Here is a 16448-nt window from a genome sequence, read left to right as displayed (position 1 = left end):
CCCGGACCCACCGCGCCCATGTCACCCGAACGGGTGTCGCGAACCGGGATCTTCGTTCGGAACCCGGCCGTTCTACGAGGTGCGGGGGCAGAACTCGGCGGCGAGCAGCCGGGATTCGAGGCCGGGATCTGCCATCGCCGTCGTGTTCACGCGGAAGGTGAGGACACGGCGGCCGCCCGCCGTGGCTGCGGTGCGCACGTAGCTGCCGGTGATGCGGCCGTTGTGCCCCCACACCGTCGTGTCGCACGGCAGCTTCACCGGGTAGAGGCCCATGCCGTACGAGCCGTGTGCGGTGCGGGTGTCGAGCATCTCGCGCAGCCAGTGCGGGGGCAGCAGCCGTCCGCCGAGCAGGGCGGCGTAGAAGCGGTCCAGGTCGGCGAGCGTGGTCACCAGCTCGCCCGCGGCGCCGGCCACCCGCGGGTCGAGTTCGGTGACGTCGGTTCCGTCGGCGGCGTAGGCGCGGCCGTGCGGGGAGGGGAGAGCCGTGCGAGAGCCAGGGAAGGAGGTGCCCGTCAGACCCAGCGGAGCGATGACACGGCGCTCGGCCTCGGCGGCGTACGAGCGACCGGTGACCTGCTTGACGACCAGGCCGAGCAGGACGTAGTTGGTGTTCGAGTAGGAGTAGCGGCCGGGGTCGGCCGGGGGGTGGGTGAGTGCGATGCGTACGGCTTGAAGAGGGGCGACGGGGACGACGCCGCCGGTGTCCGCGGTGAAGTCGTACAGGCCGCTGGTGTGGGTGAGCAGGGCACGCAGGGTCAGCGCGCGGCCGTCGTTGCCCGCTCCCCGCACCAGACCGGGCAGGTGCTGCTCCACGGTGTCGGACAGTTTCAGCCGGTGTTCGGCGGCCAGCTGCAGGACGACCGTCGCGATGAAGGTCTTCGTGATGCTGCCGGCCCGGAAGTGCTGGGCGCGGGCGATGCCCGGACCGCTCTCGACGTAACGGGTGCCTGTCTCCTCGCGGGCCAACAGGGCTGCGGCGGGGGCGCCACCCCGTGTGACCAGCAGCGGAAGGACGGCGTCCGTGGGCGGGGCGGTGGGCGGCGAGGAGGCCGCGGAACCCAGGGCGAGCAGGACCAGGCACACGGGCAGGGCCGACAGCGTCCGTAGCGGTGGCATCGCGCGTGTCCTCCCTTGTCGCGGCCCATCATGCAGGGCGGTGGAACGGGAGGTTCACCGGGGCACCGTGTGAAGGGCCACAGGTGCGGTCAGGGGCACCCTGGGCGTTGGGCACTTGTCGGGTGAGGGACAATGGAGGCTCTGTCAGGGCGGGTTGCATGAGGGGACGCATGTCGGAGGCGGAGCGGGCGGGGACATCCCGTCAGGAGACTCGTCAGGACAACCACGAGCGTCTCCTCGCAGGGCGGTACCGGCTGGGAGGGGTGCTCGGCCGCGGTGGCATGGGCACGGTGTGGCGCGCCGAGGACGAGACCCTGGGGCGGACGGTCGCCGTCAAGGAGCTGCGGTTCCCGTCGAACATCGACGAGGACGAGAAGCGACGGCTGATCACGCGCACGCTGCGCGAGGCCAAGGCGATCGCGCGGATCCGCAACAACAGCGCGGTGACGGTCTTCGACGTGGTCGACGAGGACGACCGGCCGTGGATCGTGATGGAGCTCGTCGAGGGCAAGTCGCTCGCCGAGGTCATCCGGGAGGACGGCCTGCTGGAGCCCAGGCGCGCCGCGGAGGTCGGTCTGGCGGTCCTCGACGTCCTGCGGTCCGCGCACCGCGAGGGCATCCTGCACCGTGACGTGAAGCCGTCGAACGTGCTCATCTCCGACGACGGCCGGGTCGTGCTCACCGACTTCGGCATCGCCCAGGTCGAGGGCGACCCGTCCATCACCTCGACCGGCATGCTCGTCGGCGCGCCCTCCTACATCTCCCCGGAGCGGGCCCGTGGGCACAAGCCGGGACCGGCGGCCGACCTGTGGTCGCTGGGCGGGCTGCTGTACGCGTCGGTCGAGGGGGCGCCGCCGTACGACAAGGGGTCGGCGATCGCGACCCTCACCGCGGTGATGACCGAGCCGCTGGAGGAGCCGAAGAACGCCGGGCCGCTGAAGGACGTCATCTACGGCCTGCTCAACAAGGATCCCGCCAAGCGGCTCGACGACGCGGGCGCGCGCACGATGCTCAACGCCGTGATCCACGCACCCGAGCCGAAGCCGGCCGAGCCGGAGCCGGCTCCGGACGCGACGAAGGTCGTGCCGCTGCCCCCGCAGCCCGAGGAGCGGGCGGACCGGGGCACGCGGGGCGAGGAGGCCGGCGAGCGGTTCCGCGGAGCCCTGCGTTCCGTGCGGAAGGCCGCCGGGGCGGCGGGTGCCGTGGCGGCCTCCGCGGCCGCGTCCCGGACCAAGTCCGGGGAAGGTACGACCGATTCGGGTTCGGGTTCGGGCGCCGGTTCGAAATCGGGTTCGGATTCCGGTTCCGGTTCCGGTTCGAGGGACAGCGGTACCGCTGTCTCTGGGGCCGGTGGTGCTGCGTCGGGTACGTCGGGGTCCGGAGCGGGTGGACGTACGGCGGACTCCGCGGCCGGCGGTGGTGCGGCTGCGACGAGTGCCGGCGCGGCCGGTTCCTCGAAGAAGGCCGCGTCGAGCGGGACCGCGGGCTCGGGCTCGGCTTCCGGTGGGGTGCCCGGTCCTCGTGACCCGGGTGCGCTGGAAGGCGGTACGGCCGCGGGTGGCGCAGGAGCCAACGCGTCGACGGGTGGGCGCAGTTCCGGCTGGCCCGTGATGACGCCGCCGGATCTGCCGCCGCGGCCCGTGCCGAGGGCGCCGCTCACCGATGTGGTGCCGCGACGGACGCTGGTGATCATCGCGGTGGTCCTGGCGCTCGCCGTGATCGGCACCGTGCTGGCCCTCACCTTCGGTGACGACGGCGGCTCGGACGGGGCCGAGGGCAGTGGCAGCAAGGTGTCGGCCAGTGCGAGCGCGAGTGCCGACACCAAGGAGGACGAGAGCGGCGGTACGCGTACGGACGGCTCGTCGACCGAGTCCGCGGCCGCGGGGGCCGGGAGCACGGCGAGCCCCGACGCGAGCGCGTCCGGCGGCAGTGGCTCGGCCGAAGGCTCTTCCGGTTCCGGCGGCGGCGCCGCGGTGAAGACGACGCACCAGGGCAGCCAGGGGTACTCGATCGGGCTGCCCGAGGGATGGAAGTACGCGTCGACGGGATCGGCGGGGGACCGTTTCACCGGGCCCGACGGGCAGAAGCTGCTCGTGGCCTGGACGTCCACGCCGAAGGGCGACCCGGTGGCGGACTGGAAGAGCCAGGAGAGCTACATGACGCGCTCTCAGTACAAGAGGATCCGAATAGAGGAGGTGAACTACCGCGGCTGGAACACGGCCGACTGGGAGTTCACCTACTCGGAGAGCGGCACGAAGTACCGGACGATCGACCGGGGGTTCGTCGTCAACAACCAACTCGGATATGCGCTGATGTACACGGCGAAGGACGCCCAGTGGGGCAGCGCGCTGCGCGAGGGGACCTGGCAGACGCTGGCGGAGACGTTCGAACCGAAGTCGTGAGGCGGCGTGGGGCGGGGCGGGGTGTGATCGACACCCTGTTCGGTTTCTCGATTGAGACCTGAGATCTGGAATCCCCTCTTTGCGAGTTGCCTCCGGCACGTATCGTGAGTGCTTGCGGACCGTACGCATCCAGGTATGGGTACAGAACGGGCCGTGAGGCGAACGGAATTGACCAGCCGGGCGGCCGGGGGAGGCAACGTGGACGACTATGCGGGACGGGTACTCGCCGACCGCTACCGCCTGCCGCTGCCGCCCTCCGACGAGTACGAACTCACCGAGAGCCGCGCCTTCGACACCTACAGCGGGCAGGAAGTCCTGGTCAGGCAGGTGCCGTTGCCCGAGGTCGTCGAGGCCGAAGTGCTCGACGCGGAGGGGTTGCCGGAGGGGTTCACGGCGCGGGATCCGCGGGCGGCCCGGGAGCGGGGAGCGCGGCGCGCTCCGGCGGGTGCGGCGGCCCGGCGGCCGACCGATCCGGCCGTACGGCGGGCCGTCGAGGCCGCGCAGGCCGCGGCCCGGATTCCCGACCACCCTCGGCTCGACCAGGTCTTCGACGTGTTCGCCGACGGCGGGTCGCTGTGGATAGTCAGCGAGTTGGTGCCCGCGCGGCCGCTGGCGGCGCTGCTCGCGGAGAAGCCGCTCTCGCCGTACCGGGCGGCCGAGGTGGCCTCCGACGTCCTGATGGCGCTGCGGGTGCTGCACGCGCACGGCTGGGTGCACCGGAACGTGACCGCTCGCACGGTGCTCGTCTGCGACGACGGCCGCGTGATGCTGACCGGCCTCGCGGTCGGCGCGGCCGAGGAAGCGCTGTGCGGATACGACCCGGTGCCGGCCGAGGCGGCGGCATGGGGCGCCGAGGGCGAGGAGTTCGGTGATCCGGCAGCCGCCCCGGCTGCTGCTGGGGGAGCCGGCGGTGCCGGCGGACCTGCTGGTGGCGGTAGTGCTGGTGGTGCCCGTGGAGTTGGCGGCGGGATGCCGGTCGGGCCCGGTGCGCGTGGAGTCGGCGGGGGTGTGCCGGTCGGGCCCGGTGGAGGTCCTGGAGTCGGTGGTGGCGGAGGCTTCGGCGGGGGCGATCCCGAGGCTGCTCGGCGGGCCGCCATCGAGGCACGGGAGGCCGGAGGACTGCCGGCTCCCGGCGCGGAGCCGGGAACCGCGAACGGGGTGGGAGCCTCGTCCGTGGTTGCCCGCAGGGACGTCGACGGCGGTACGGACATCCGGGCGGCGCGGGCCGGGGCGATCGCCGCGTATCGCGCGGGGGCTCGGGCCGCTGCCCGGGTCCAGGAGGCCCAGCAGAGCGGGCGGGCGGCACTGCCCGGAGCCCGCCCCGCACCCGAGGGCGACCCGGCCGCACACGCCAACGGGGCGGCGGGGTCGCCGTACGGCGCCGGCAACGGTGCGCAGCCTCCGTACCCGGCGGCGAACGGTGGTCAGCAGCAAGCTCCGTACCCCGGCGCGAACGGTGTGCAGGATCAGGCCGGGCGCGTTGCTCCGGGGCAGATAGCCGATCCCTACGGTGTGCGGGCCACGTCCTGGCACGGGGCCGCGCCTCGGGGTGGCGTCGGCGGGCTCACCGCGCCCGGTGCGATGCCCACCGCCCCGTCCGGGGGGCTCGAGGCGACCGCGCCCGGCGTCCCGGCCCCGTCGCCCTACGGCGCCGCGGCGCCGGTCTCTCACGGCTCTCCCGCTCCCGCGCTGCCCGGTGCCTCCGCACCGCCGCCCGGCCGTTGGGACGAGCCGGCCGCCGGTGCGCCCGTGCGGCGGGGGCCGGCCACCGCGTTGGCCGCCGAGCGGGCTCGGCACGCGCGGATGGCCGTGGTGGGGCCCGTGACGGAGCGGTGGGCGCCGGAGCAGGCCGGGCCCGTGCACGAGAACTGGCAGCTGGCGGCGCCGATCGGGCCCGCCACCGACCTGTGGGCGCTCGGGGCGCTGCTGTTCCGGGCCGTACAGGGGCATGCGCCGTATCCGGAGGAGTCGACGGCCGAGCTGGTGCAGTTGGTGTGCGCGGAGCCGCCCGCCTTCGCCGAGGAGTGCGGGCCGCTCAGGCCGGTCGTCGAGTCGCTGCTGCGGCAGGACCCGACCGAGCGGCTGGACTTCGAGGAACTGCGGGGCTGGCTGCGCTCGTTGGTGCGTTCGGCGCCCGAGCCGGAGGCCGGCGCGCACGTCGTCGCCGCGCCGCCCGTCGGCACCAGCCGGCTGCCCGTCGTACGCCGTCGGGGCGAGCTGGTGCGCAGGCGGCGGGCCGGGCTGCCCGCGACGAGTGCGCACGGGCGGCACAAGCGGGCGCGGGAGGAGGCCCGTTCGCCTAGCAGCCTCGGGCGGAACCTGCTTCTGGTGATCCTGCTGGTGCTGGCCGCGGGGGTCGCGTACGCCATGTTCTTCATGCCGAAGGCCGACCCGAGTGACCAGAGTGCCGGGGACCGGACCGGGACCGCCGGTGAGGTGAGCAACGCGCCCGAGCAGTCTCCGGAGGCGAGCAGCGAGCCGCGGCCCGACCAGACCTCGCCCGGGTCTCCCCAGAGCAGTCCCTCGACGTCCGCCGGTGCCACCGGGACGCAGACCGGCGGGCCCGAGGTCGCCGACGGCTTCACCCTGCGCAAGGACACGGCGGGCTTCCAGGTCGCCGTGGCCAACGGCTGGGAGCGCACGGCGGAGAACGGGCGCGGGCAGGTGGTGTACGCGCACGGGAACTTCGAGCTGATCGTCGTACCGGGGCGGGACAGCGCGGCCGAGGACGGCAGCGATCCCATGGTGTACCAGCGGGAGAAGGAGCCCGAGCTGCAGCCGTACCGCGACTCCAGCTGGGCCACCGCGACCGGGCTGAAGACGATCCAGGTGGGCGGACGGACCATGGCCGAGGGCCAGTTCACCTGGACCGGCGACGACGGGCGCGAGCTGTTCGTGCGCAATCTCGCGATGCTGGTCGACGGGAAGTACCACGTGGTGCAGGTGCGCGGACCGGAGGCCGAGCGGGACGAGGTGACGCGGCTGTACGAGCAGGCGGCGGAGACCTATCAGGTCACCGGCTGAACTCCGGGCCACGAGGGGACGGCTGACGGACGCTTTCCGCTGCCCGTTGGTTCACTTTCGCCTCTCGAAGCGACAACCGTCACAGTGCGGTCACCTTGACGCGCTCCTGGTTCCTTTCGGTGCTGACGGGTCCTTAGTCTGACCCTGTCAAGAGCATTGCGGGGCAACGTGAATCAGATGCAGGGGCAGCTCCTCGCGGGGCGTTACCGGCTCGCCGACCCGATAGGCAAGGGCGGCATGGGCCGGGTCTGGCGTGCCCACGACGAGGTGCTGCACCGGGCCGTCGCGATCAAGGAGCTGACCGCCGCGCTCTACGTCTCCGAGGGCGACCGGACCGTCCTCCTCGCCCGCACCCGGGCGGAGGCGCGCGCGGCCGCCCGGATCAACCACTCCGCCGTCGTCACCGTGCACGACGTGCTCGATCACGACGGTCGGCCGTGGATCGTGATGGAGCTGGTCGAGGGCCACTCGCTGGCCGACGCGGTCAAGGAACAGGGACGGGTCGAGCCGCGGGAGGCCGCCCGTATCGGACTGTGGGTGCTGCGGGCGCTGCGCGCCGCGCACGCGGCCGGCGTCCTGCACCGCGACGTGAAACCCGGCAACGTCCTGCTCGGCCGGGACGGCCGCGTCCTGCTCACCGACTTCGGCATCGCGCAGGTGGAGGGCGACACCGCGATCACCCGTACGGGAGAGATCGTCGGCTCGGTCGACTACCTCGCCCCCGAGCGGATCCGCGGCCACGACCCGGGAGCGTCGTCCGACCTGTGGGCGCTCGGCGCCACGCTGTACACGGCCGTCGAGGGCAGGTCGCCGTTCCGCCGCACCACGCCCCTGACCACCATGCAGGCGGTCGTCGACGAGGAGCCGACCGAGCCGCGGTACGCCGGTCCGCTCGGCCCGGTCATCGCCGCCCTGCTGCACAAGGAACCCGCCCTGCGGCCCGACGTGTCCGAGGCCGAGCAGATGCTCGCCGAGGCGGCGGAGGGGCGGCGGCCGAGCGCGGCGCAGGCGTACGTGCCGACGCAGCACGTGGGGGTCGGGCCCGGGTCCCCGTACGGGACGGGGCCCCACACCGGAGCGGGCGTCGGGGCGTACGGCGGGACGCACAGTGGTGTGCACGGCGGGACGCACAATGGTGTGCACGGTGGCACGCACAGTGGTGTGCACGGTGGGGCGAGCACGCCGGTCACCGGGACGCCGTATCCCCCCGCTACCAGGGCGACCAGTGTGACGCCCGTCGGCGGACCGGCGCATCCTGCCGCCGCCGCGCCGCCGGCCCCGTCCAAGCGCCGCCGGCTGCGCACCCTCGCTCTTGTCGTCGCCCTCGCCGCGATCATCGGCGGGAGCGCGGCGGTGTGGGTGCAGCGGTGGGACGAGGGGCGGCAGCAGGCGGCCGACGTCGGGGCGAGCGCCGTGCCGAGCCCCGAGGACACCGGCACGGGTACGACAGCCCCGGAGGGCTCCGTTCCGGAGACCTGGGTCTCCGTCGACGACCCCGCGGGGTTCGGTCTCTCCCTGCCCAAGGGCTGGAAGAGATCGGTCTTCAGCAGCAAGGGCGGCATCGAGCAGATCGACTACTCACCCGACGGCGGCAAGCACTTCGTCCGCATCGCCGTCGACGACTCGCCGGACTTCAGCGACCCGTACGCGCACCAGATCGACCTGGAGGAGCAGCTCCTGGATCTGGTCGACTACAAGCGGGTGACGCTGGAGAGGAACCTCTACCGCGACCGCGACGGCTCCCTGTGGGAGTACACGTGGACCGCGCAGGCCAAGGACACGCCGTTCCCCGGGCCGCGCCGCGCGATCGAGGAGACGTACTTCGCTCGGGACGGCGTCGAGTACGCCATCTACATGTCGTCGCCGGCGAAGAGCTGGGCGAAGACGCGCAAGCAGTTCACGACGGTGCTGCAGGGGTGGCGGCCGGGGACCGGCTGACGTGCGCCCCTGAGGAATGGCCGGTCGCCGACCCGGAAGGTGTCCGTCCGGTGCGGCATCATGAGGCGCATGGGGACCGAGGGGGACAACGTCCGTGTGATCGCGGGTCGTTACCGGCTCGAGGAGCGGATCGGGCGCGGTGGCATGGGGGTCGTCTGGCGGGCGACCGACCGGTTGCTCGGCCGGCAGGTGGCGGTCAAGGAACTCCCCCTGGACGACACACTCTCCCAGGAGCAGGCCCGTCGGCAGCGCGAAGGCACCCTGCGCGAGGCGCGTGCGGTCGCGCGATTGGGCCACCCGCACATCATCGTCGTCCACGACGTGGTCGAGGACGACCAACGTCCGTACATCGTCATGGAGTTGATCGACGGCGTCTCGCTCGCCGACCGGATCGCGGAGCACGGCCCGGTCGACGTCATCGAGGTCGCCCGGATCGGCATCGCGCTGCTGGGCGCGCTGCGCGCCGCGCACGCGGCCGGGGTTCTGCACCGTGACCTCAAGCCGGCCAACGTCCTGCTGGAGGACGGCGTAGTCCGGGACGGCGTCGCGCAGGACGGCAGCGGCCGCGCCGGACCCGGCCGGGTCGTCCTCACCGACTTCGGCGTCGCCCAGGTCGCCGGCGCCAGCACGCTCACCGAGACCGGGACCTTCGTCGGCTCGCCCGAGTACACCGCGCCCGAGCGGATCTCCGGGGCGGGGACCGGGCCCGCCTCCGACCTGTGGTCGCTGGGCGCGCTGCTGTGCACCGCCCTCAGCGGTGAATCGCCGTTCCGGCGCGACTCGTTGGGCGGCATCCTGCACGCCGTGGTCTCCGCGGAGATACGGCCGCCCGCGCAGGCCGCGCCGATCCTGCCCGTCGTACGCGGGCTGCTGGAGCGGGATCCCCGGCGGCGGCTCGGCGCGGGGGAGGCGGAGCGGATGCTGCGGGACTTCCTGGACACGGGGCGTACGCCGGAAGGAGGCGGCGCCGGGGAGCGCCCCGCGTACTCCATACGCCGCGTCCTGGTCACGGCGATGCTGGTCACCGCGATGGCGGGGGCGGGTGTGTCGGCGGCGGCGCTGCTGATGGAGGGGGGCGGGGACGGGGGTGTGGTGCCTACGAGTTCGGCGCCGGAGGGGCCCGGGTCCTCTGTCGGTACGCGTAGCAGGTCCCCCTCGCCCAGCCCCTCGGTCTCTCGTTCCGGCTCCGGCTCCGCCGACGTCTCCACGACCGTTTCCACAACCTTCTCCACAACCGTCTCCACTCCCACGAACCGTGGATAAAGGGGAGATAAGTAGCGACCTGCGTCACGGGTCTGTGACCGGAAAGCACCAGAGGTGGAAGCGGAAGCGCTTGGCGCGATATGGATGGACCCATGAGCAGCAACGGGGGAGCCCCTTACGGATCCGAAGAGCCAACGAGTTTTGGTCTGCAACCGCCGAACCCGCACGCGGCGGTGCCGCACCCCGGCAACCCGTACGCGGCACCCACGCAGGTCGTGCCGCCGCAGGCCCCGCCTCCCCAGGATCCCGGCACCGGTCGCCTGATCGCCGGTCGTTACCGGTTGCTCGCCAAGCTGGGGCACGGTGGCATGGGGACGGTGTGGCGGGCCAAGGACGAGACGGTGGACCGCGAGGTCGCCGTCAAGGAGCCCCGAATACCGGACCATCTTCCCGAACGCGAACGCGCCAACGCCTTCGAGCGGATGCGCAGGGAGGCGCGTGCGGCGGCCCGGCTCGATCACCCCGCTGTCGTGAATGTGCACGATGTCGCGGTGGTGGACGGCCAGCCGTGGATCGTCATGGAGCTGGTGCGGGGCCGTTCGCTGGGTGACGCGTTGCAGGAGGGCACCCTCGGGGCCCGGGACGCGGCGAGAATCGGCCTCGAGGTGCTGGGCGCACTGGAGGCCGCGCACGCCGCCGGCATCCTGCACCGTGACGTCAAGCCGGACAACGTCCTGCTCGGTCGGCACGACCGGGTCGTCCTCACCGACTTCGGCATCGCCCAGATCGAGGGCGAGACCAACCTGACCGACACCGGCGGCTTCGTCGGTTCGCCCGAATACATCGCGCCGGAGCGGGTGTTGGGCCAGCGCCCCGGTCCGTCCAGCGATCTGTGGTCCCTCGGTGTGGTCCTGTACGCGGCGACCGAGGGCGTCTCCCCGTTCCGCCGCAGCAACACCCCGGCGACCCTGCAGTCCGTCCTCAACGCGACACCCGCGCCGCCCGCCGCGGCGCAGGGCCCGCTCGCCGAGGCCATCAACGGCCTGCTCCAGAAGGACCCGGCCCGTCGCCCGAACGCCGCGCAGGTCCGCGACCTGCTGGAACGCACCGCGAACCCGCCCGCTCCGGCTCCCACCCAGGTCGTCCAGGTCACCGGTGGCGTGGCCACGGGGGCGGGCGGTATCCGGCTCGGCCGCAAGACCCTGCTCGGCCTCGGTGCCGCGGTCGTCGCGGCGGCGGTGGCGGCGTACCTGGTGATCGCGGATCCCTTCGCCGGGCCGCTGCCGGACGGCTGGAAGACGGAGCAGGTCAAGGACGTGGCCGCGACGCTGTCCGTGCCCAAGGGCTACAAGAAGTCCGTGCCCGACCGGGAGACCGACAAGGGCCACTGGGTGACGTACACCGATGCGAGCGGCGCCATCTGGATCAGCCTGAGTCTCGAGAAGAAGGCCGAGGACACGAGCAGCGAGATCGCGGGGTCCGCGGCCGCCGAGATGTACGACGACGACGGCGAGTTCAAGCAAAGCGGCAGCTACCAGCTGGACATGCCCGCCGAGAAGCTGAAGACGAAGCCGGGCGACGCGACCTACCAGGGCAAGAAGGCCGCGGAGAACACGGTCGTCTACACCACCGACGACACCCAGAACCCCCGCCCCCGCGAGCTGCGGATCTTCTACTACAAGAACACCGCCGGCGACATGTACAAGCTCTCCGTCGGCTACCCGGGCAGGGGTGACTTCACGGAGCGCGGGCGCGAGGTGGCCGAGACGGCGATCGCCAACCTGGACGTCGGCAAGCTGTAAGCGCGTAAGCCGGTTTGCGCCAAGAGCTCGCCCCGGCTGCCGGTGATCGGTGCCGGGGAGGGTTCACCCCGCGTACATGTCCCGTCGGCAATCGCTTCACCGGCTGCCGATGGGTGACGGTTTGATCCATTCGTCGATTACTCACCGCGTGTGGCTGATTCCGTACCACCGAGCACTCTCCGGCGCCCTCGTCGATCAAGCCACTCTTGACGTGTACAGCTAAGGGCGGCTTAAAGTCCTCGCACTTTCTGTGACGGGTGTGACTCCTGGGTGGGGACTGTGGAGTCGGGGGGCGGGGGAAATGAGTGCGTCCAAGGGGCGTTCCGGCAGATCGAGCCGGACGCGCAGACCGTTGCTGGCGGCCGTCGCCGGAGCCGTCCTGGCAGGTGTCGTACAGCCTGCCGCCTTCGCACCGTCCGCGGCCGCCGCGCAGCCGACGGCCCAAGTGGCGGCGGGCAAGGACGCGGTGCCGGCCGGCAAGGGCGCACCCAAGTCGGCCGTCACGCCGCAGGCGGCGCAGGAGGCCGCCGAGGCCGGTGGCTCGAACGTGGAGATCACGTCCCTGCGCAGCGAGTCGGGCGAGGTGTACGCCACTCCGGACGGGCAGTTGGAGGAGGTGCAGCACCTCAGGCCGGTCCGTACCCGGAGCGACGGGCAGTGGAAGGCGATCGACAACACCCTGGCCGCGCGGTCCGACGGCACGGTGACGCCGAACGCCTCCGCGGTCGGCATCGCCTTCTCCGGCGGGGGCGCGGGACCGCTGGTCACCCTCGAACGCACCGGCAAGGAGCTGTCGTTCTCCTGGCCGGCCTCGCTGCCCGCCCCGACACTGGACGGCGACACCGCGACGTACGCCGACGTCCTCCCGGACGTCGACCTGAGGATGCGCGCCACCGCGGACGGGTTCGCGCAGCTGCTGGTGGTGAACACACCGGAGGCGGCGAAGAACCCGGCGCTCGCCGAACTGAAGCTGGCCGTCGACTCCCCGGGGCTGGATCTGCGGGCCACGGGCTCCGGCGGTCTGGAGGCGGTCGACGAGGCCATGGGCGGCGTGGTGTTCCAGGCGCCGCAGCCCGTCATGTGGGACTCCGGGACGCAGGCGTCGGCGGCTTCGGGTTCGACGGCTGCGGGCTCGGCGGCCTCGGGTTCCACGGCGCTGGGTTCGACGGCTGCGGGCTCGGCGGCCTCGGGTTCCACGGCGCTGGGTTCGACGGCTGCGGGCTCGGCGGCCTCGGGTTCCACGGCGCTGGGTTCGACGGCTGCGAATTCCACAGCTTCAGATTCGACGGCTGCGGACTCGACGGCCTCGGGTTCCACAGCCTCGGGTTCCACAGCCTCGGCCTCCACCGCCCGCACGCTCACGGCCATGTCCCCATCCGCGTCCACATCCAAATCCGCATCCACGTCCGCGTCCGCATCTACGGCGGTATCCCCTTCCACGGAGGACGCCGCCGAAGGCCCGGGCGACGCCGCCAAGGTCGCCCCCATCGACGTGGACGTCGCCGCGGACGGCAGCGAGCTGCAACTGACTCCTGACCAGGGCATGTTGACCGACCCGGAGACCACGTTCCCGGTCTACATCGACCCGCAGACCTACACCCCGAAGGCGGGGGAGTGGACGATGGTCTCGCGCTACTGGGCGTCCTCGCCGCAGTGGCGGTTCAACGGGGACTCCGACGCCGGCATGGGCTACTGCGGCTGGGACTACTGCGCCCCGTACGACGTGAAGCGGCTCTTCTACAAGTTCCCGACCTCCAAGTTCTCGGGCAAGTCGATTCTCAGCGCGACGTTCGTGGCGCGTGAGACGTGGTCCGGGTCCTGTGACGGGCGGTCGGTCCAGCTGTGGCGGACGAAGTCCTTCAACTCGGACACCACCTGGAACAGTTCGGACGACAACTGGCTGGACCACCTCGACTCCCGGGACGTGGCCAAGGGCTTCAACTCGACGTGCCCCGGCGGGGACGTGGAGTTCGATGCCACGGCCGCCGTGAAGTACGCGTCCTCGCACGACTCGGCGTACACCTCGTTCGGTCTGCGGGCCGCCAACGAGGACGACAAGTACGCCTGGAAGCGGTTCACGGACGACGCGTATCTGCGGGTGAAGTACAACCAGGCGCCGAAGCAGATCGCCATGAAGCAGCTGTCGATGCAGCCCGGCGGCCTCTGCAAGAAGCCCGCGGACAAGGTGTCGATCCGTTCGCTCCCGAAGATCACGGCCAGTGACGTGAAGGACCCCGACGGCGACCGGGTCAGCGTGCAGTGGCAGGTGTTGTGGGACGCGGGCAGCGGGCTCAAGGCCCAGTGGACCTCGGCGCGGATGACCCCGAAGGCGTCGGGATCGGACTTCAGCACGACCCTGGTCGAGACGCTGCCCAACGGCAAGAAGATCCCGAAGAACAAGACGGTGGCCTGGGTCGCCCGGGCCGTCGACCACGACGAGGGCAAGTTCTACGCCTCCTCGCCGTGGTCGAGCACGGGATCGGCGACGAGTTGCTACTTCGTCTGGGACACCACCGTGCCGGTCGGCCCCTCCATCGCTTCGGGCGACTACCCCGCGGCCGACGACACCGATCCGAACGACCCCGTCTACGACGGAGTGGGCCGCTACGGCACCTTCACCGTGGACACCCCGGACACGGACGTCGTGAAGTACTGGTACGGCGTCAACGCGGACGCCTCCGCGGCCAACGAGGTGGCCACCTCCGCGGGCGCGGCCAGAACGGTCAGCTTCCGGCCCACCCGCTCGGGCACCAACTTCCTGTACGTGCAGGCCGTCGACTCGGCCGGCCGGGTCAGCGAGCCCTCGCGCTACGCGTTCCGCGTGAAGTCGGGCCAGCCGACCCGCGCCGAGTGGAACCTGGACGAGGCCGCCACCGCCACCCAGGCCGAGGGCGGCGCCGGCACCCGGACCGTGGACGTGATGGGCGGCGCGACCCTCGGGGCCCCCGGCAAGCTGGGCACCGCGGCGTCGTTCGACGGCGTGGACGACTACCTGGTGTCGGACATCCCGACCGTGGACACGTCGGGCAGCTTCTCGGTGGCGGCCTGGGTGAAGCTGGACAGGATGCCGGACACCGCGGCGGTGATCGCGGCCCAGCCGGGCAACAACTCGCCGGGGTTCGAGCTGTACTACTCCAAGGGCTACGACCGCTGGGCGTTCAACCAGTACTCGGCGGACACCACCACGGCCACTCCGGTACGGGCGATGCAGGCGGCCGCCGGCGGAGTCAGGGCCGGTGATTGGGCGCACCTGGTCGGCACCTACAGCCCCGGCTCCGACTTGCTGTCCCTCTACGTCAACGGCGCGCTGGCCGGGTCTGCCACCTACTCCACTCCGTGGGACGCCCGGCGCGGCCTGCAGATCGGGGCGGGCAACCTGAACGGCAACGTGACCACCCACTTCCCGGGCACGATCGACGAGGTCCGCATCTTCGAGAAGCCCCTGTCGGCCAACGAGGTGAGCGGCCTCTACACCACCAACTCCATCGGCAACGGCCGCCCGGCCCGCGCGGTGTTCCCGCTGGACGAGCCGGCCACCGACGCCGACGGCGCCGTGACAACGCAGGTGACGGGTCGCGCGGACGTGCACCCCGCGGTGTTCAAGGGCGGGGCGAAGCCGGGCCAGCCAGGCCGCGCGGGCACCGCGCTGACCCTGGACGGCGTGGACGACCACGCGGCCACGGCCGGCCCGATGTTCAACAACCAGCGGAGCTTCTCCGTGGCGGCCTGGGCGAAACTGCCCAGGACCAAACCCACCAAGGCCGCCGTGATCGCGAGCCAGGCCGGCACCGTGAAACCGGGCTTCGAGCTGTACTACTCGGCGACCTACGGCTGGACGTTCAACCAGTACTCGGCGGACACCGCGGAGGGCACCCCCATCCGGGCCACCCAGGGCGACACCGCGCTCGCCCCGGGCGGTGAATGGACGTACGTCGTGGGCTCCTACGACGGTGTCAGCGACGACCTGCGGCTCTACGTGCAGGGCAAGTGGGTGGCGACCACCAAGGTCACCGCGCCGTTCTACGCCGGCGGCGCGCTGCGGATCGGGGCCGGCAGCTCCGGTGCCGACGCGACCAGCTTCTTCCCCGGCCAGATCTCGGACGTCCAGCTGTACGACCGTGCCCTGTCCGCCCCTGAGATCGCCGCGATGTTCGACAGCCGGCCGACGGTGGAGGGGCGCTGGAAGCTGGACGCCGCCTCGGGCAGCCCGGCCGCCTCGCCGGACGACCTGGTCCGTGAGGACCACACCGCGCGCCCGCTGACCCTGGGCGCCGGGGCGAGCATCGACCAGTCCGGCAGCAGCAACATGGTCGGCGACGGCGGACTGCTGCTGAACGGCGCCGCCACCGGCTACGCCGCCACCGGCGCCTCGCCCGTCGACACCGGCAAGAGCTTCACGGTGACCGCGTGGGTCACCACACCCGCCCGGCCGCAGAAGGCCGTCACGGTGATGAGCATGGCCGGGACGAACGCCAACGGGTTCGCGGTGCGGTACGTGCCCGACGCGTCCGATCCCGCGAACGCGGGCCGCTGGCAGCTGGTCATGGCCGGCGCCGACGCGACGTCGGCGACGGTCTCGACGGCCGAGCACTCCGTCTTCCAGGGCACGGACGCCTGGGACCACATCGCCGTCGTCTACGACGCGTTCGAAGGCCAGATGCGGCTGTACATCAACGGCCTCACCCAGGTCCGGCCGTGCGCGGACGACAACGACGACGGGGACGCCGACGACCCGAACTGCACGGAGCAGGTGTCGTGGGACTCCGCGGTGCTGCCGTTCGCGGCGGGCAAGGGGCTCCAGCTGGGCCGCACCAAGACCGGCACCAGCACGTGGGGCGAGTACTGGAGCGGCGCCATCGACGACGTCTGGGCCCTCCAGGGCGCGGCGAGCGACACGCAGATCGTCGCCCTCGCGAGCCGGGACTACACGGGCCTGCCCACGATCCCCGGTCCGTGAGCAGCG

Annotated in this window: 7 protein-coding genes; 6 read left to right on the top strand and 1 reads right to left on the bottom strand. The window is 72.2% G+C overall.

The window, feature by feature from the left end:
• Positions 1-72 precede the first annotated feature (72 nt).
• Positions 73-1116 carry a serine hydrolase domain-containing protein gene (locus tag OG252_RS21225; RefSeq protein ID WP_266434887.1) on the bottom strand — a complete coding sequence of 348 codons (1044 nt, stop codon included), beginning with the start codon at positions 1114-1116 and terminating at the stop codon, positions 73-75.
• Positions 1117-1286: 170 nt separating this feature from the next.
• On the opposite strand from OG252_RS21225, the gene OG252_RS21220 reads away from it, so the two are divergent.
• The 6 genes from OG252_RS21220 (at position 1287) to OG252_RS21195 (ending at position 16442) form a co-directional block, all read left to right on the top strand.
• Positions 1287-3518 carry a serine/threonine-protein kinase gene (locus OG252_RS21220; protein ID WP_329345175.1) on the top strand — a complete coding sequence of 744 codons (2232 nt, stop codon included), beginning with the start codon at positions 1287-1289 and terminating at the stop codon, positions 3516-3518.
• 198 nt (positions 3519-3716) lie between these two features.
• Positions 3717-6542 (top strand): protein kinase, encoded by a 2826-nt coding sequence (locus OG252_RS21215; protein WP_329337953.1) that lies wholly within the window; start codon positions 3717-3719, stop codon positions 6540-6542.
• 177 nt (positions 6543-6719) lie between these two features.
• The gene (locus tag OG252_RS21210) at positions 6720-8480 is read left to right on the top strand and encodes a serine/threonine-protein kinase (RefSeq protein ID WP_329337950.1); all 1761 of its coding nucleotides are present in this window, start codon (positions 6720-6722) and stop codon (positions 8478-8480) included.
• 69 nt (positions 8481-8549) lie between these two features.
• Positions 8550-9743 (top strand): serine/threonine-protein kinase, encoded by a 1194-nt coding sequence (locus tag OG252_RS21205; protein ID WP_329337948.1) that lies wholly within the window; start codon positions 8550-8552, stop codon positions 9741-9743.
• Positions 9744-9835: 92 nt separating this feature from the next.
• On the top strand, positions 9836-11485 hold the full coding sequence (locus OG252_RS21200) for a serine/threonine-protein kinase (protein ID WP_329337947.1): 1650 nt from the start codon (positions 9836-9838) through the stop codon (positions 11483-11485).
• A 301-nt stretch (positions 11486-11786) separates the two neighbouring features.
• A complete protein-coding gene (locus OG252_RS21195; protein ID WP_329337945.1) occupies positions 11787-16442 on the top strand; it encodes a LamG-like jellyroll fold domain-containing protein in 4656 nt (1551 codons plus the stop codon).
• The last annotated feature ends 6 nt before the right edge of the window (positions 16443-16448 follow it).

Source organism: Streptomyces sp. NBC_01352, assembly GCF_036237295.1.
Lineage (GTDB): Bacteria > Actinomycetota > Actinomycetes > Streptomycetales > Streptomycetaceae > Streptomyces > Streptomyces plumbiresistens.
This window is presented reverse-complemented; position numbering and strand designations above follow the sequence as displayed.